Origin of the sequence: Salinicola sp. CR57 (assembly GCF_003206585.1) — a bacterium.
In the GTDB taxonomy this organism is placed as follows: Bacteria; Pseudomonadota; Gammaproteobacteria; order Pseudomonadales; family Halomonadaceae; genus Salinicola; species Salinicola lusitanus.
The window spans coordinates 69,198-85,930 of the sequence record NZ_PZJL01000005.1 but is presented as its reverse complement, the minus strand read 5'-3'; the positions used below and the strand labels follow the sequence as shown (position 1 = coordinate 85,930).

14 protein-coding genes are annotated in these 16,733 nt (G+C 65.0%); 8 read left to right on the top strand and 6 right to left on the bottom strand.

Features of this window, described 5'->3' with window-relative positions:
* The first annotated feature begins 89 nt into the window (after positions 1–89).
* The gene (locus DOM56_RS06995; protein ID WP_110708128.1) at positions 90–971 is read left to right on the top strand and encodes a CYTH domain-containing protein; all 882 of its coding nucleotides are present in this window, start codon (positions 90–92) and stop codon (positions 969–971) included.
* Between the two features lie 81 nt (positions 972–1,052).
* Here the strand turns inward: DOM56_RS06995 and DOM56_RS06990 are convergent, their stop codons facing one another.
* On the bottom strand, positions 1,053–3,002 hold the full coding sequence (locus tag DOM56_RS06990; RefSeq protein ID WP_110708127.1) for a GGDEF domain-containing phosphodiesterase: 1,950 nt from the start codon (positions 3,000–3,002) through the stop codon (positions 1,053–1,055).
* Positions 2,999–3,565 carry a heme NO-binding domain-containing protein gene (locus tag DOM56_RS06985; protein WP_110708126.1) on the bottom strand — a complete coding sequence of 189 codons (567 nt, stop codon included), beginning with the start codon at positions 3,563–3,565 and terminating at the stop codon, positions 2,999–3,001. The genes DOM56_RS06990 and DOM56_RS06985 overlap by 4 nt, the downstream gene beginning before the upstream one ends.
* Positions 3,566–3,774: 209 nt before the next feature.
* Between DOM56_RS06985 and DOM56_RS06980 the strand changes: the two genes are divergently transcribed.
* The 3 genes from DOM56_RS06980 (at position 3,775) to DOM56_RS06970 (ending at position 7,487) form a co-directional block, all read left to right on the top strand.
* The gene (locus DOM56_RS06980; protein WP_110708125.1) at positions 3,775–4,677 is read left to right on the top strand and encodes an ion transporter; all 903 of its coding nucleotides are present in this window, start codon (positions 3,775–3,777) and stop codon (positions 4,675–4,677) included.
* Between the two features lie 106 nt (positions 4,678–4,783).
* Positions 4,784–6,451 (top strand): methyl-accepting chemotaxis protein, encoded by a 1,668-nt coding sequence (locus DOM56_RS06975; RefSeq protein WP_110708124.1) that lies wholly within the window; start codon positions 4,784–4,786, stop codon positions 6,449–6,451.
* Positions 6,452–6,764: 313 nt separating this feature from the next.
* Complete coding sequence (locus DOM56_RS06970) at positions 6,765–7,487, top strand: HAD family acid phosphatase (protein ID WP_110708626.1); 723 nt, start codon at positions 6,765–6,767, stop codon at positions 7,485–7,487.
* A gap of 63 nt (positions 7,488–7,550) precedes the next feature.
* Here the strand turns inward: DOM56_RS06970 and DOM56_RS06965 are convergent, their stop codons facing one another.
* Positions 7,551–8,171, bottom strand: coding sequence for an L-threonylcarbamoyladenylate synthase (locus DOM56_RS06965; protein WP_110598846.1), 621 nt, complete (start codon positions 8,169–8,171; stop codon positions 7,551–7,553).
* Positions 8,172–8,286: 115 nt separating this feature from the next.
* The gene (locus DOM56_RS06960) at positions 8,287–9,210 is read right to left on the bottom strand and encodes a PHP domain-containing protein (RefSeq protein ID WP_232822214.1); all 924 of its coding nucleotides are present in this window, start codon (positions 9,208–9,210) and stop codon (positions 8,287–8,289) included.
* A gap of 110 nt (positions 9,211–9,320) precedes the next feature.
* Here DOM56_RS06960 and DOM56_RS06955 point away from each other — a divergent pair, with 110 nt between their 5' ends.
* The 3 genes from DOM56_RS06955 to mnmC all read left to right on the top strand — a co-directional run bounded on the left by DOM56_RS06955 (position 9,321) and on the right by mnmC (position 12,398).
* Positions 9,321–9,872: a septation protein A gene (locus DOM56_RS06955; protein WP_110708123.1), complete on the top strand. Its 552-nt coding sequence runs from the start codon at positions 9,321–9,323 to the stop codon at positions 9,870–9,872.
* Positions 9,872–10,171 (top strand): YciI family protein, encoded by a 300-nt coding sequence (locus DOM56_RS06950; RefSeq protein WP_110708122.1) that lies wholly within the window; start codon positions 9,872–9,874, stop codon positions 10,169–10,171. Before DOM56_RS06955 ends, DOM56_RS06950 begins: the two co-directional genes overlap by 1 nt.
* 205 nt (positions 10,172–10,376) lie before the next feature.
* Positions 10,377–12,398 carry a bifunctional tRNA (5-methylaminomethyl-2-thiouridine)(34)-methyltransferase MnmD/FAD-dependent 5-carboxymethylaminomethyl-2-thiouridine(34) oxidoreductase MnmC gene (gene mnmC, locus DOM56_RS06945; RefSeq protein WP_110708121.1) on the top strand — a complete coding sequence of 674 codons (2,022 nt, stop codon included), beginning with the start codon at positions 10,377–10,379 and terminating at the stop codon, positions 12,396–12,398.
* A gap of 283 nt (positions 12,399–12,681) precedes the next feature.
* On the opposite strand, the gene DOM56_RS06940 is transcribed toward mnmC, so the two are convergent.
* Complete coding sequence (locus DOM56_RS06940) at positions 12,682–13,413, bottom strand: response regulator (protein WP_110708120.1); 732 nt, start codon at positions 13,411–13,413, stop codon at positions 12,682–12,684.
* Between the two features lie 3 nt (positions 13,414–13,416).
* Positions 13,417–15,018 (bottom strand): ATP-binding protein, encoded by a 1,602-nt coding sequence (locus tag DOM56_RS06935; RefSeq protein WP_232822213.1) that lies wholly within the window; start codon positions 15,016–15,018, stop codon positions 13,417–13,419.
* 345 nt (positions 15,019–15,363) lie between these two features.
* Here DOM56_RS06935 and DOM56_RS06930 point away from each other — a divergent pair, with 345 nt between their 5' ends.
* Entirely contained in the window at positions 15,364–16,677 is a 1,314-nt protein-coding gene (locus DOM56_RS06930) for a 2-hydroxycarboxylate transporter family protein (RefSeq protein ID WP_110708118.1), read from the top strand.
* Positions 16,678–16,733 lie beyond the last annotated feature (56 nt).

Below are 16,733 nucleotides of genomic sequence, written 5' to 3'. Positions count from 1 at the left end.
CCTGGCCGTGGAGCGAGTGATCCCGCCACCGCTGCCGGACGGGCGACTTCAGACCGGCAACCCTTGACCGGCCACCATCAGGAAGCTGCATGAGCGACGAGATCGAACTCAAACTGGCGCTATCATCCCAGGGCCCCGCCCTGTTGATCGAGCATCCGCTGCTCCGTACGTTGACCTCCCGCACGGTCTCGCTGGGCAACCAGTACTACGACACCGCCGAATCGGCCCTGCGATCGCGACGCGTCGCCCTTCGCGTCAGGCGCCAGGGCGAGCGGCGCCTGCAGACGCTCAAGAGCGCCGCAGAGAGTCATGGCGGCCTGTCGAGTCGCGGCGAATGGGAGTGGTCGCTGGATGGGGTCGAGTGCAATGCCGCCGGCCTCGACGTGAAAGGGCTTCGCGCACTGGAGCACCCCGCCCTTTCCGGACTGGCGTTGGAGACGCTTCGCCCGGTCTTCACGACCGACTTCGAGCGCCGCCTCTGGCACTACCGGGATGACGAGTGTGAGATCGAGATCGCCCTCGACCAGGGCACCATTGATGTCGGTGCCGCCACCCTGCCGATCCGCGAGCTCGAACTCGAGCTCAAACGGGGGAATCCCGCATGCCTGTGGACGCTGGCCGACGCCTTGTGTGCGCCGGCCGATGCCTCCGCAGCGCCCCTGCCGGCACGCCCGGCCAATCACAGCAAGGCCAGCAGGGCCTCTTGTCTTGCCAGTCGTTGGCCGGAGCCGATAGACCCCCAACACGCCTCGGTGGATTCGCTGATCGATGCCATCGATAGCTGGCAGGACAGCCAGGACCGCGCCTGGCTCACCAATGCCGAAGCCCAGTGCGAGCGACTGATCGAGCGCTGGGCCATCGACGAAGACACCTCGTGCCGACAGGCCGGCGAGCGAATCCTGGCGGATCTGCGTGACGGAAACGTTCCCTGGCGAAGCCGGGACTGGCTGGCCCTTCGACAACTGGCCTGACAAGCGTCGGACCGGTAGCTGCCGGCAGACCTGAAGCTGGCGCCGGGCCTGCTGGAGCCGGGTCCGATCCAGAAGCGTCGCTCAGGGCGCGGGGAGCGATGTCCCGCGAGCCCGTGACACGGGAGACAGGCCGGCCAGGTAAGGTTTGGGCGGCCGAAAGTCCTGCACCAGGCGGTCCAGCGGCAGCGGCCGGGAGTAGATGTAGCCCTGAATATCGGTAGCGCCCCAGTCATGCAGGATCTCCAGGGTCTCCCGCTCCTCGACGCCCTCGACGACGATGCCGTAATCGAGACGCTGGCAGAGGGCGACCACCGCCGACAGCACGTGGCGCTTGCGGGGCAACGAGGTGACGTTCATCACCAGTTCGCGATCGATCTTGACCGTATCCATGGGCATCGAGGTCAGTTGGGCCAGCGAAGAGTAGCCGCTGCCGAAATCGTCGAGGGCGACGCTGATGCCGGCCTCCCGAATCCGATCCAGGCTGCGGAACGCCTTGATGGGGTCGCTGAGTACCGAGGTTTCGGTCACTTCGATCTGTAGCCGGGTATGGGGCACCCCGTGGCGCCTCGATGCCGCGATCATGTCATCGAGCAACCCCGGATCCATCAGCTGGCGGGTGGACAGGTTCACGCTGAGCAGGAAGTCACCGCCGAAACGCTCGCGCACGATGTCGTCCCGCAGCAGCGGCAGCGCCTGCTCCATCAGCATCTCCCAAAGCGGCGCGATCAGCCCGGAGCGCTCCGCGACCTCGATGAAATTCGCCGGCGCCACGATGCCCTCCGTCGGATCGTACAGCCGCATCAAGGCCTCGAAGCCGCGGACCTCGCCCGTCGATGAATCGACGATCGGCTGCACGAAGCAGCGCACGCCGTTCGTCGCCAACGCCCCGCGGATCAACTGTTCCGCACGGCTGTTCTGGCGCTCCCACTGGCGTAGCGACTCGCTGTAGTAGCGCCGCGAACCGACATCGGAAAGGCGCGCGTTGGCCAGTGCCAGGCGGGACTGGTGACGCCACTCGTCCACGCTCACCGGCTCGGCCGGATCGAGCACGGCCACCCCACTGACATGCGACAGCCAAACCTGCTGCCCGTCGATCTCCACCGGCTGCGAAAGCAACGCCTCGAGCGGTTCGAGGGCTTCGTCCAGCCGCGCCACCTCGCCGGTCTCGAACACCATGGCGAAGGTATGTTCCGGCAGCGCGATCAATGCCACTCTCGGTGGCAACTGCTGGCGCATCCGCTGGACCAGCCTGCGTAGCGCACCGACGGCATCGTCGACGGCGATACCGTCGAACAGCGACGCCACGTTGAGCAGCTGGAATTTGACCAGTGCCAGCGGTGGCAGCGGCGAGCGCACCAGACACTCCTGCAGGAGCAGTTCGAGATAGGCACCGTTGGGCAGCAGCGTCATCGGATCGCCGAGCCGCTGCTCCGTGGTGTCGGTCTGGGTGCCGGCCATGCGGATGGCCACCCCGCGCTCGTTGCGCTGGCACAGGCCTCGGCACAACACCATCCGCCAGGCGCCGCGCGCGTCCCGGATGCGGTATTCGACGGCCACCGAGGCGGTCAGGCCGTCGAGATGCTGATAGAGCGACCGCTGTACGTCGGCACGGTCGTCTTCGTGGATGAGCGCCAGCCAGTCATCGAGCCCACGCCGTCCTCCGTCGTGCGGCAGCCCCAGCATGTCCGACCATCGTTGAGACAGCGTGAGCTGGCCGCTATCGATATCCCACTCCCAGACCCCATCGTTGGTCGCCGTCAGCACCAGGTTCAGGCGTTGGGTTCGCTCCTGCACCCGGCTTTCCAGCTCATCGCGGGACGCCTTGAGGTCGCGGATCGTGCGACGCACCGAATCGAGCACGAAATTGTTGAGTTGCGCCATCTTCTGCAGCGCGATCTCATCGCTGTCGGTATGGACGTGAAATTCGAACTGGCCATCGACCGCCTGACACAGCTGGTTGCTGAGGGAGTCGATCTCCGCGATCAGATCTCGCTCGCGCGCTTCGGCGTCGGTCAAGGATGCTTCACTCATGGCACCGGCGCCTCCCCGAAGGTCATCTCGAAGCGGCAACCGTCATCGCCCCGATGTCGACACTGGGTCTCCACGATGGTGCCGGCTTGCGCATACTCCTCGAGAATTCGAGAAAACAGCGCGTGATAGAGCGAGCAGAGCCCGTTGCCCGAGCGATATTCCACCACCAGACGCGACGGCGCCTGCTCGACGATACGAAACTTGTCGCTGACCCGGCCCCGGAGTTCGGGATCGCGAATGCCGGCACCGATCGAGGCATGGATGGCAGGCTGACGGGTCAGGAAGGCTTGCGCCGACTCTGCCATCGAGAAGAACATGGGGTAGTGTCGGCGTGTCCATTTGACGAACAGGTCCGCATACAGCGCCATCAACGCCTCGTGGTCGAGTTGCAGGTAATCGCCAGCGGCCGCGAAGAAAGCCAGCGTATCGGCATCGTCGTAATCGACGTCTATCCGTCGCCCCAACGAGACCAGGCCGGCCTTGGCGGCGATGGAGTCGACGACCGAGGGGCCGTAGCGGGTTTCGATATGGTCGATGAGGACGCGCTGAATCAATCCGATCATGGCAAGACCACTCTGGAGTCTGTTACCGCTCCGACATCGGTCAGCGGCGTCACGCTAATTGGTCGCTTTCCGCAGGATGCAAGCGATGGCCGCCGGCGTTATCGAAGTATCATTAGCATTATCGGCGGTCGAATCACGAAGTTGAGTGCCGTCGACATCCATTATCGAGCGCACTCGATGCGCTATCACCAGGGACAGGAACTGACTTGATGCAATCGGGCGATTCACTGCTACGCAAGCGGCTGTTTCAAATCATCTTCGAATCGGACACACCGCAAGCGAAGGCTTTCGACATCGTTCTGATCACGCTGATCCTGGTGAGCGTGGGAACCGTCTTTCTCGATAGCGTGCCGGGTCTGCATGCACGCTACGGGAGAATTTTCTATTTCATCGAGTGGGGGTTCACCCTGATCTTCACGCTGGAGCTGGCGCTCAGGCTCTACTGCCTCGACCGCCCACTGCGCTACCTGCGCAGCTTCTACGGGGTGCTGGACCTGCTCGCCATACTCCCGACCTGGCTCGCCCTGTTCATACCCGGTGCACAATCGCTGCTGGTGGTCAGGGTGCTGCGGGTGCTGCGCGTGTTCCGGGTCCTGCGGCTGATGGAGTTCGTCGGCGAGGGTCGCATGCTGGTGGAGGCGCTGCAGCGCAGCCAGCGCAAGATCCTGCTGTTCCTGACGACCATATTGCTGATCATCACCATCTTCGGCGCGTTGATCTACATGATCGAACCGCCGGAGGCCGGTTTCACCAGCATGCCGAGGGCCATGTACTGGGCGATCGTCACGCTGACCACCGTCGGATACGGTGATATCGCGCCGGTGACGCCGCTGGGCCAGTTCATCTCTGCCGTCATGATGATTCTCGGCTATTCGATCATCGCCGTGCCCACCGGAGTCTTCTCCGCCGAGGTGATTCGATCGATCCAGCGCGAGCGCTACTCCGAAGAAGCCTGCCCGGGCTGCGGTCATGAGGGGCACGAACGCGGGTCCAAGTACTGCCGTTTCTGCGGCACCTGGCTCGATGAAGAGACCGAGGATCCCCATGCGCCTTCCACCGAGACTTCCGACACGGCGTCGGAACCTCCCGAAGCGGACGCGAAAGGCGATTGAAGCCTTGAAGCGAATCGATTGTTAATGTTTGTCATCAAATCGTGACACAAAAAACACAGACTCCCACGACGCCGCATCAGGCTGTTCGTCCTCATCGGGAGTTGTCATGCAATCGCTTCGTCCTACGCTCCGCAGCGGTCTCGTCGCCATGCTGCTGCTGTTCGCGCTGCTGATGTCGGTCATCGGCGGCGGCAGCTATCTCGCCATGAAACAGGCGCGAAACGCCTTCGATTCGGTCTACACCCTCAATGTGGTGCAGCTCGGGATGGCGCGCGAACTCTATGCCGAACTGCTGCAGACTCGAGTCCTGCTGGACAGCTATCAAACCGATTACAATCGTCTGCGCGTCAAGCCCGCCAAGCAGACCTGGGCGCAGGCCCAGGCCACCCTCGCGAGCGCGAAGCAGCGCCTCGCGGAGATGCCCCCGGCAGCCCCCGACTCGCCGGGCAGCGATCTCGTCGATCGCTTCCAGGCGCTGATCGACGACGGCATCCAGCCCGGCTTCGATACGCTGAAGGCTTGGGATGTCTCGGCCTACCAAGCCAGTGTGAAGCAGGCCAACGACCTGACCGCCGCGGTGGATGCCAGCCTTGCCAGCCTGTCCGCCACCGCCAAAGCCAATGCGGTGGCGGGAGCGGCCGCCATGGAGCGCGACGTGCATCTCCTGCAGGTCGGGCTGGCCACGTCGGCCGTGGTCACGCTGGCGTTGATCCTGTTCGCCTTCTTCATGTTCCAGCGCCACCTGTTGCGCCCGCTGGGCGACGTGAGGCGACACTGCGCCGACATCGCCAAGGGCGACCTCAGCCAGCGCCTGTCGACCCGGGGCGCAAGGGAGATGCGGCTGCTCAAGTCCGGCGTGGATGCGATGCAGGTCGCACTGCTGGAGCTGGTCTCGCAACTGCAGCGGGGGAGCCGGGCGGTGCGGGGCGATGCCCAGGAGTTGACCGAAGCCAGCCACACGCTGAATGACCAGAGTCGGCAACAAGCCCAGGCGCTCCAGCAGACGACCGCCAGCATGGAGGAGATCACCGCCACCGTCTCGCACACCGCGGATCATGCCGACCGGGGCCAGGCGCTGTCGGAGGAGAATCGGCGCCGGATCGATGCCAGCGGCGACCAGGTCTCGACGGCCGTCGCCGAGATCGAGGCGGCCCGGGCCCGCTCGGAATCGTCGCTGGAAGTGATCGGGATGATCGACTCGCTGGCCTTCCAGACCAACCTGCTGGCGCTCAATGCGTCGGTCGAGGCGGCCAGGGCCGGGGCGCAGGGGCGCGGGTTCGCCGTGGTGGCCGAAGAGGTTCGCAGCCTCTCGGCGCGCTCCGCCGAGGCCGCCAGGACCATCAGGGCCCAGATCGAGGGGACGCACCTACAGGTGAGGAAAGGCGCCCAGGTATTGACCCAGGCCAAGGAGACGATGGCCACCGCCGTGCAGTCCGGCCAGCAACTCGGCCAGTTGCTGGAGGGTATCGCGCTGTCATGCCGTCAGCAGCGAGATGGCATTCATCAGATCGATCAGGCAATCAACGCCATCGACATCGCCACCCAGCGCAACGTCGCGCTGGCGGAACGCACGCTCAGGGCCACCCAGGAACTGGACGCCCGGGCGCAGCGCCAGCAGGAGCACAGCAATCGGTTCAAGCTGGAGGCGCCAGTGGCGGAACTCGATGCCGAGAAGCCGGCGAGCACCGAGCCGGATGGCATGGGTCTGGCCGATGATCGGCCTCGCCTCCCCGTAAAACGGCACCAAGAGGCGCAGGAGGCGCTGCCGGTTTGAAAGCGCTCCCGGCTCCCTCCCGGGCGGCGCCATGCGCCGATATCATGGGAGGGTATTTGTGAGACATCACGCCAAGCTAGGCTAGGCAGCGCAGGGCCAGCGGCGAAGTACGCATTTCAGCGAATTCGCCACCTGCTGCCAGCCGATCCATGATGCCTCAAGGGGATACGCCGCCACGTTTCGGCCTGCCCTGCCATGCTTCCCGGCCACCGTGCCACCAGCTCAGAAGGACGTTTCAATGAACGAGACCAACAATACGATCGACAAGAACAGCACCCGGCGCCGACTCTCGTGGGTGGTAACGACCGGCTTGATGCTGGGTATCGCCTCGACCTCCCAGGCCGCTGCCGCCGATGATGCCTGTGCCCCAGAGGCCTATGCGATGGCCCTTCGCTACCAGCAGCAGTCGGCCGAGGTCGACGCCCTGCAGCGACAGAGCTACGCCCTGGCCACGGCGAGACTGCAGCAGAAGATCGCCGCTCACCCCGAAGCGGACAACCTGGCGATCATGACCGACCTGGACGAGACCGTCATCGACAACTCGGCGCTCCTGGTTCGCGACATGCAGGCCTGTCACGACTTTACCGGCTGGGATACCTGGAAGGTGTGGGAGCGCGAGGGCCACCCACGGCTGATCCCCGGCGCGCGCAAGTTCTTGAATTACGCCGATTCCCAGGGCGTGACGATTTTCTATGTCTCCGACCGCTACGAGGAGAACAAGGCGTCGACGCTCGCGACGCTACGCTCGCTGCACCTACCTCAGGTCAATGACGCCCAGGTACGGCTGCTGGGCCCCTCGAAGGGAGAGCGGCGCGCCGCCATCGAGCGCGATCACGATCTGGTCCTGCAACTGGGTGATTCGCTGGCCGACTTCTCCAGCGACTTCCATCACGCCGACCTGGAGGATCAGCACCGGCTGGTGGCCGAGGACGATGCCCGTTTCGGCGATGACTGGATCATGTTCCCCAACGCCAGCTACGGCAGCTGGAGCGACGCCGATCTCGAGGCCTGGGCGGCGCCCCTGAAGACTCGCTGAGCGCGGGAGGCGGGACACCGCACGTCCCGCCCTTGATGGCGGCCAGCCCGCTGGTGGGGCCGCTCAGCGGAAGGGTGCCGGATCTCCACGCCCTTCCCGTACGACAACGGGGGGAATCTCGCGCAGATCGACCACCGTGGTCGGCTCCAGTTGGCAGGCGCCGCCATCGATGATCAGGTCCAGGTGGGCGCCGAGCCGCTCGCGAATCTCTTCCGGATCGGTCATCGGCCATGTCTCTCCCACCGGAATCAAGGTCACGCTCATCAGTGGCTCGCCCAGTGCATCGAGCAGCGCATGGGTGATCTTGTGATCCGGCACGCGCACACCGATCGAACGGCGCTTGGGGTGCAGCAGCAATCTTGGCACTTCGCTGGTGGCGCTGAGGATGAAGGTATAGGCGCCGGGGGTGTGCGACTTGAGCAGCCGGAAGACGCTGTTGTCGACCTTGGCATAGGTGCCGATCTCCGAGAGGTCGGAGCAGACCAAGGTGAAGTTGTGACGGTCGTCGAGCTGGCGTAGCCACTTGATCTTCTCGATCGCTTTCTTCTCGCCCAACCGGCAACCCAGGGCATAGCCCGAATCGGTGGGATAGGCGATCACGCCGCCCTGGCGAAGGATCTCGATGGCCTGGTCGATCAGGCGCTTCTGCGGGTTCTGCGAATGAATCTGGAAGAATTGGGTCATCTCACGCTCTCCTGGAACCGCTGTCGAAATCTGCCGACCCCGAATGCTGCGGCCGTTCGAGGGACTGCTGCTGTCTTCGGGTCCGTTACTGCTTCACAGGGTAACAGACGCGGCGCTACTCGCCGCCGGCAAAGCATCGCAACGCCGGGTGACACCAGACCGGCCTGACATGGGAGCGCGGCGGGGGGCTGATCGTGCCTGGGGCCAGGGGGCCTCCCGGGTAATGGAAGTCGCTGCCGACAGATCCGTAGAGCCCGTGGAAATCGAGCTGACGGGCCAGGTCGTGGGTCGTGTCCGGATTCTGATAGCCGCTGACCAGTTCCGCCGCTTCCCCACCGGCATCGATGAAGGCCGAGAACATCAGGTCGCGCTTGCGCCGGGTCATGCCGTAGCGCAGCGGATGCGCGACGACGGCGACCCCGCCGGCATCGCGAATCCACCCGACGACCGCGGCCAGTTCGGGCCAGTGCATCTTGACGTCCCCCCGCTTGCCGGCGCCCAGGTAACGCTTGAACGCCGTCTTGACATCAGGGACCACGCCGGCGGTAACCAGCGCCGCCGCGAAATCCGGCCGCCCCAGTGGGCGCTCACTTCCCGCTTCCTGGCGTGCCCTGGCGAGACCATCGTCGAGGCCGACCTTCTCCAGGCGATGAGCGATCTCCCGCGCTCGCCTGTCGCGGGCGAGTCCCAGCGTCCTCAATCCCTCCCCCAGTACCGGGGAGACACCCTTGGGCAGAAGCGCCACGATATGCAGAGCGATACCGCGCCATTGGCAGGAAAGTTCGGCCGCTGACAGCAGGGAGAGACCGTGAAGCCGGCATCGGGCATCCGCTTCCTCGACGCCGTCGACGGTGTCGTGGTCGGTCAGGGCGACATGGGTCAAGCCACGCGCATGACACAGGTCCACCAGCGAGGCAGGCGAGAGCTTGCCATCGGAAGCCGTGGAATGCAGATGCAGGTCGATCCCTTGGATACTTTCCAGCGTATCGGACAGCACGGTCGAGCTGGCCTCGGGATCATCGGTGGGAAAAGCGCTCATGGGCATGACGCCAGCCAGCGTCTTTGTCAGAATAGGTCGACTATGGTGAGGGCCGCGGCGAACGGGGTCAATCGTCCACGCCACCACCACCCGCCGGAGGCCCAGCCCGTATGAAACTGCTGTTCGATTTTCTGCCCATCGCGATCTTCTTCGCCGTCTATCATGTCAGCGGCGATATCATCATGGCGACGATGGTGCTCATTCCCGCTACCGTCGCGCAACTGGGCATCGTCTGGTGGCGTCAGCGCCGCATCGAAAAGATGCTGCTGATCACCTCGGTCATCGTGATCGTCTCGGCCACCGCGACCGTCGTCTTTCACAATCCGGCCTTCATTCAGTGGAAGCCCACCGTCATCAATGCGCTGTTCGGCGTCGCCTTTCTGCTCTCGCCGCTGTTCGGGGGCCAGACGCTGGTCCAACGGATGATGGGCAAGGCGGTATCGCTGCCGGTGGCCGTCTGGCGGCGCCTCAACCTGGCGTGGGTGCTGTTCTTCTTCGCCATGGCCGCACTCAACGTCTATGTCTTCAGCTATTACGATGAGGCGACCTGGGTCGACTTCAAGCTGTTCGGCATGCTGGGACTGACCCTGCTGTTCGTGGTCGGCCAGGCCCTGTTTCTGGCCCGTCATCTCTCGCAATCACAATCGAAGGAAGGCTCCTGATGCTTTACGCCATTATCAGTGAAGATGTCGACAACAGTCTGGACAAGCGGCTCGCGGCTCGCCCCGAGCATTTGAAACGTCTGGAAGCGCTGAAAGAAGAAGGCCGACTCGTACTTGCCGGCCCCCACCCGGCCGTCGACAGCGACGATCCGGGTAGTGCCGGCTTCAGCGGTAGTCTGATCGTGGCCGAGTTCGATTCGCTCGAGGCCGCACAGCGCTGGGCGGACACCGACCCGTACGTCGCTGCTGGTGTCTACGCTCAGGTCCGGGTCAAGCCGTTCAAACGGGTCCTTCCGTAACCCGGCCTCCTCCGGCGAACCGGTTATCCACAACCGCTGGCGTGACGGTTTTGCACACCTGCTGTGGATAACGCTGTTAAGATCCCGCGGACGTCTTTCTCCGCTCCCGATAAGCCGCCGCCTGGCGAAAAGTGTTCAATTTTCATACAACGCGCCATCGACCCCTGCCCGAGGGGTCGTTCGATGATCCCCAGACGTGGAAACCATGAACGGCAAGCCGGTCACTTCTCATCGCCAGGCCATACGACATGCCGAGCTCGACTGGCGGGCCGACGACGGCGACGTCGAAGCGCCGTTCTCGACCGCTTACGATGATGTCTATTTCTCGCGCCAGGATGGCCGCGAGGAGACGCGTTTCGTCTTCATCGACAACAACGACCTGCCGCAGCGGTTGGCGGCCTGGCGCGAGCGACGCCCGTTCACGATCGGCGAGACGGGCTTCGGCACCGGGCTCAACATGGTATGTGCCTGGACCTGTTTCGACGAACACGCCCCCGCCGATGCAAGACTGCACCTGATCTCGACCGAAAAGCACCCGCTCACCCGCGAGGCGCTGGCACGCGCCTGGCGCAGTTGGCCGCAGCTGTCGCGTCAGGCCGCTGCCCTGCTCGAGCAGTGGCCGCCGGCGGTGGCGGGTGTCCATCGCCTGCAGTTGGACGCCCGCGTCATCCTGGATCTGCACTTCGGCGATGCGGCCGATTGCCTCGACCGACTGGACGGACAGGTGGACGCCTGGTTTCTCGACGGCTTCGCGCCTTCGAAGAACCCCGACATGTGGCGACCCGAACTGTTCACGGCCATGGCCACCGCCAGTCGGCCGGGCGCGACCTTCGCTACCTTCACCTGCGCCGGTTTCGTGCGCCGCGGCCTGAGCGCGGCGGGCTTCCACTGGCGCAAGGTGCCGGGATTCGGTCGCAAGCGCGAGATGCTGCGGGGCGAGCATGATCCCGCCGCCCCGAGCGCGCCTCGGAGATCCTCGGCCAGAGCGGCCACTCCCTGGTTCCAGCCACCGCCGCCGAGGCCGGCGGACCACGTGGCGGTGATCGGCGCCGGCATCGCGGGTACCAGCGTCGCGGCGGCACTGGCGCGCCGGGGCAGCCAGGTGACCCTGATCGACCGCGAGGGCATCGCGGCAGGCGCTTCCGGCAATCCCCAGGCCGCGCTCTACGTCAAGATGGCCATCGAGCCCAACCTCCAGAGCCGGTTCTATCTCGCGGCGCTGCTCTACACGCAGCGCTGGCTGGCGCGTCTCGATCCGGGGCGCCGCTGGTGGTCGGATTGCGGACTACTGCAACTGGCGGGAAAAGCCGGCGACATCGAACGCCAGCAACGCTTCCTGGCCCATTACCAGCTGCCGCCGGCCGTCGTTGCCGCCAGCGACCCTTCGTTGGCGACGACACTCGCCGGTGTGGCGCTTCACCAGCATGCGCTGCACTATCCACTGGCGGGCTGGGTCGACCCCGTCGCACTCTGCCACCATCTCGCCGCGACACCCGGGGTCGAGGTCCGTCAGGCCAGGCTCGATTCACTGCGGGAGACGGACGCCGGCTGGCGGCTGGCGCTGGGGCAAGAGTCGCTTCATGTCGATCAGGTCGTGTTCGCCACTGGTCATGCAAGCCGCCACTGGCTCGACGGACTGCCGATACAGCCGGTCCGGGGTCAGATATCCACGCTTGCGCTGGCACCGGGCCACGGCTCCGGGGAGACACCAGCGCTGGATCGCGTTCTCTGCGCCCAAGGTTATGTCATGCCGCCTCGCGAGGGACGGCTGACCTTCGGCGCGACATTTTCGCCCAACGATGACGACGATACGGTGCGCAGCTCGGATCATCGATGCAACCTCGATGAATTGGCGCGCCTGGTCCCCGCGCTGGCGGAGTCGCTTGGAGATCGCTCTCCGGCGGCATGCGGCGGGCGTGCCAGCGTTCGCGCCGCCAGCCCGGACAAGACGCCCTACGCCGGGCCGCTGCCCGAATTCGATCGCTGGCGTCAGGACTACGCCGCCCTGGGCAAGGACGCCAAGCGTACGTTCAGCCAACCGGGCCGCCACTACCCGGGATTGTGGATGAGCACCGCACACGGCTCCCGGGGCATGGTCAGCGCGCCGCTGTGCGCCGAACTGATCGCCTCCAGGCTCCACGATGAACCGATGCCTCTGGAGCGCGAGCTGATCGATCATCTGCACCCCGGTCGGCGGATCATCGCCGATCTGATTCGAGGCCGCTGATCCGGGCGGCGGGCAGGCTACGCTTCGCCTGAAAGAGGCCTGCCCTCGCTACCACGGCATCACGATCGGTTCACTGGACTGCGTTCAGAGCGCCCTGATGACGGCCCAACGGGCGAGTGCAGCGGCGCTGTCCCAATCGTCACTCCTGGCGATTGGCCGCCGATATCTGCCTTGCGACCCACAAGGATGCGGGAAGTGCGTTGGAACATCGGGAACGGGCCTGGACCTGGCCATCGCTCGTCGGTTTTCCCGACGGCCGAGGCCCGTTACGGTGAATGCTGACTCAGGGAGTCGCGGCGCCGGTCTCCCCCAGCAGGGCCAGCGTCTCGCCATCGAGGCAGCGATAGGTGAAGGAGGGGCGACCGATCTGGCCGTAGTGGAAGGACTCTTCGAGCACGCCACGATCCACCAGGTGCTTGAGATATTTCCGCACCGACACCCGTGACATGCCGGTATTCTCGCTCAGCGTCTCGGTGGTGAAAGGTGTCCCCGTCTGCTCGGCAACGGCCCTGGCCACTTGGGCCAGGGAGTTGGCGGTGAGGCCCTTGGGCAGGTCGCCGGGGCGGGCCGGTTGCGTGGCGGTCGCCTCTCGCCGAAACAGCGCGTCGAGATCACGCTGATGGGCGCGAGCAGGCAGCCGGGACAGCCGCTGGTGCGTGTCCAGGCAGCGGGTCAGAGCCTCCCTGAAGCGCTCGAACTCGAACGGCTTGACCAGATAATCGCTGACACCGAGATGCTTGGCTTCCCTCACGGTCTCCATTTCAGAGGCTGCGGTGATCAGCACGATCTGGATATCGCGGGCCTGACGGCGCAGGTCCCGCACCAGCGACAGGCCATTGTGCTCGCGCAGATAGACATCGAGCAGCAGCAAATCCACGGTCTCCCGCGCCAGAATCTCTCTCGCCGCCGGCAGATCCTCGCACTGGGCGACCAGATCGATGCCGTCGATGCGGTTGAGGAACTCGACGTTGAGCCGCATCACCATTGGATCGTCTTCCACGACCAGCACGCGCATGAATCAAGTCACTCCGTCGGTTACCTGCATTACGTCCATCACATAGGGCACGGTCACCTCGACCAGCGTGCCGCGCCCCGGCGTCGAATAGAGCGCCAGCGTACCACCTAGCGATTCCACATGGGCCTTGACCATGGCCAGTCCATAGCCCCGTCCCGCCCCCTTGGAAGAGACGCCCTGCTTCATGGCAAGCTGCTGCTGGCTGTCACTCATGCCCCTGCCGTTGTCCGACACGTGCAACGAGAGCGCGCCGGCGTCGACACCCAGGGTCAGGCTCACCTGGCGCACCTCGCGACCGGCGACCGCCTCGAAGGCATTTTCCAGCAGATTGCCGATGATGGACACCAGCAGGTGCACGACCTCGCTTTCGTCTGGCGCCGGAATTTCGCTCTGCAGGTCGATATCGAGCTCGACCCGGCGCTCTCTCGCCTCGCTACCCTTGGCCAGCAGAAAGCCCGCCAGCACCGGATCCCGAACCCCGGCGACCCGTGCCGCGGCCGGCGCGATCAAGGTGTCGTCTAGCTCACGCAGATAACGCTCCAGACGCCCCAGGTCGCGCAGCTGCACCAGGCCGAGGATGACGTGCAGCCGGTTCTTGAACTCGTGGGTGGAAGCCCGCAGCGCCTGCGCGTAACGGCTGACACCGGTCAACTCCTCGGCGAGCCGGTTGACCTCGCTACGGTCCCGCAACGTCACCACGCTCCCCCCCGCGCCCCTCTCGCCACGGATGGGCACGCGGTTGACGATCAAGGCGCGACCGTTCAGCGTCAAGCGCCGGTTGAGCGCGGGCGTGCTCCTGTCGAACAACTCTCCGAGCGTGGCTGCGGGTATTCCCGAGCCGTCGCCGGCGCCCGCCGGATCCAGCAACTCGCCGGCGGCCGGGTTGACCATGGTGATGACCGAATCGCCATCGATCGCCAGCACCCCCTCGTGCAGCGAGGCCAGCATCGCCTGACGCTGCTGGACCCACTGGGATATCTGGTGGGGCTCGAACCCCAGCAGGATCCGCTTGATGTACCGTGCCAGACACCAGGCGCCCATGGCACCGACCACCATCAGCAACACGATGCCCAGCAGCAGTACCTGACGCCGCTCCGCCAGCAGCAGCCCGACCCGAGTCAGGGTGACCCCGGTGGCGACCGCACCGATCACCGCGCCCTGCCCATCGAGGACGGGCGAGAAACCCCGGATGCTGACACCCAGGGTACCTTCCGAACGGGAGACGTAGGACTGGCCATCCAGCGCGGGCCCCTCGTCGCCGCCGCGAAAATGACGCCCGACCTCGCCGGGGTCGGGATGCGTCAGGCGCAGATGGTTCCGATCCATCACGGTGATGAAATCGACGCCGAGCCGATTGCGCAGTGCCTCGATCTGCCGCCGCAGCTCGGAGTCGGGGTCATGAACGATGGGCCTGGCCATGAGTGCGGAGCGCACGTCGTTGCGATCGGCCAGCACCGCCGCGAGCCCCATCACACGCTCCCCCTGGGCCTCCTCCAGATTGGCACGCAGCTGGTAGTTGAAAAGCAGCAGCGCGACGCCAAGCGTCAGCACGACCATGCTGGCGACCAGGACGAATATCTGGGCACTCAGGCGCAGCCGCTTCACGCCTCGCCCTCCGGGGACTGGCGTGGTATGGCCATGGCGCCAACGTGGCCGCCGCATCGGACCGATCCGGAACTCATTACCCACTCCTCGCTGGAGACGCCGGCGGAAAAGCACGACTGCCGGCCTATAGACCAAGGTCGAGCGCCGTTTAGACCATGGTGGTATACCTTACTGGCCGGGGGTGTGCGCCGTACCACCCCATACCTTTCAATAGTTTCTAAAGGCTTTAATAATTTCATAAAACTTGGTCGACACCTCGGGGCCTCTATCCTCGGCAGCGTACCGCTCATCGGGGCAAGAATACCGCTTACCGCCCTTTGGGCGAAAATCCTTGGGGAGCCAACCATGACTTCAACCGTGACGCAAACCGTGCCGTCCGATTCTGGCCGTCGAGACAGCTGGCTGTCGACGCCGATCTTCGGCATTCCCTTTCCCCTCTTCGCCATCGCGGCCGGGGTTCTCGTCGTCTCCATGGCGACGGACACGATACCCACCGGCATGATCGGCGCCCTGCTGGTCATGATGATCCTGGGCGAACTGATGGGATTCATCGGCGATCGCCTGCCGATCGTCAAGAGCTATCTGGGTGGCGGCGCCATCCTGGCCATCTTCGGTGCAGCGACGCTGGTCTACGTCCAGTGGCTGCCGACCGGTGTCGTCGACAACGTGACCCAGTTCATGAAGAGCGGTGGCTTCCTCAACTTCTACATAGCCGCGCTGATCACCGGCAGTATCCTGGGCATGGACTCCCGCGTGCTGGTCAAGGTCGGCTCGCGCTACGCCCTGCCGCTGATCTGCGCCGTGCTGTTCGCCGCCCTGTTCGCGATCGCCGTCGGCTGGGTCATGGGATTCTCGCCCCAGGACGCGGTCGTGGTCATCACCCTGCCGATCATGGGCGGCGGCATGGGCGCCGGTGCGGTGCCGATGAGCCAGATCTACGAGCAATTGCTGGGCCAGCCCGCCAGCTACTACATCTCGATCCTGGTGCCGGCGCTGGCGCTGGGCAACGTCTTCGCCATCATCATTGCCGGCCTGCTCAACGGCCTGGCCAACCGGATGCCGAGCCTGACCGGCAACGGCCAGATGATGCCGGGCGTCGAGATCGAAGAGCGCGAAAGCAAGCCGGATCTCTCCAAACTGGGCATCGGCGTCATCGCCGCCCTGACCTTCTTCGTCGCCGGTGAAATCCTGGGTGGATTCATTCCGCTGCATCCGTACGCGCTGATGATCATTCTGGTTGCCGTGCTCAAGATCGCCAACGTGGTGCCAGAATCGATCAACGAGGCCGCTGCACAGTGGTTTCAGTTCGTCGCCAAGAACTGGACCTTCGCCCTGCTGTTCGGTATCGGCATCGCCTATACCGACCTCGGCCAGGTGATCGATGCGATCTCCATCACCTACGTGATGATCGTCTTTGCCGTGGTGGCGGGTGCCGCCTTCGGCGCGGGCCTGGTCGGCAAGCTGGTCGGCTTCTACCCGATCGAATCGGCGATCACCGCCGGCCTGTGCATGGCCAACATGGGCGGCACCGGTGACGTCGCCGTGCTCTCCGCCGCCAAGCGGATGCAGTTGATGCCGTTCGCGCAGATCTCCTCGCGCCTCGGCGGTGCGCTGATCCTGCTGATCTCCAGCATCGTGGTACCGCTGTTCTTTACCTGAACCGCCAGCTCAGGCCAGCCGGGTGACGGCATGGCCATGTAAAACGGCGCCCCCGT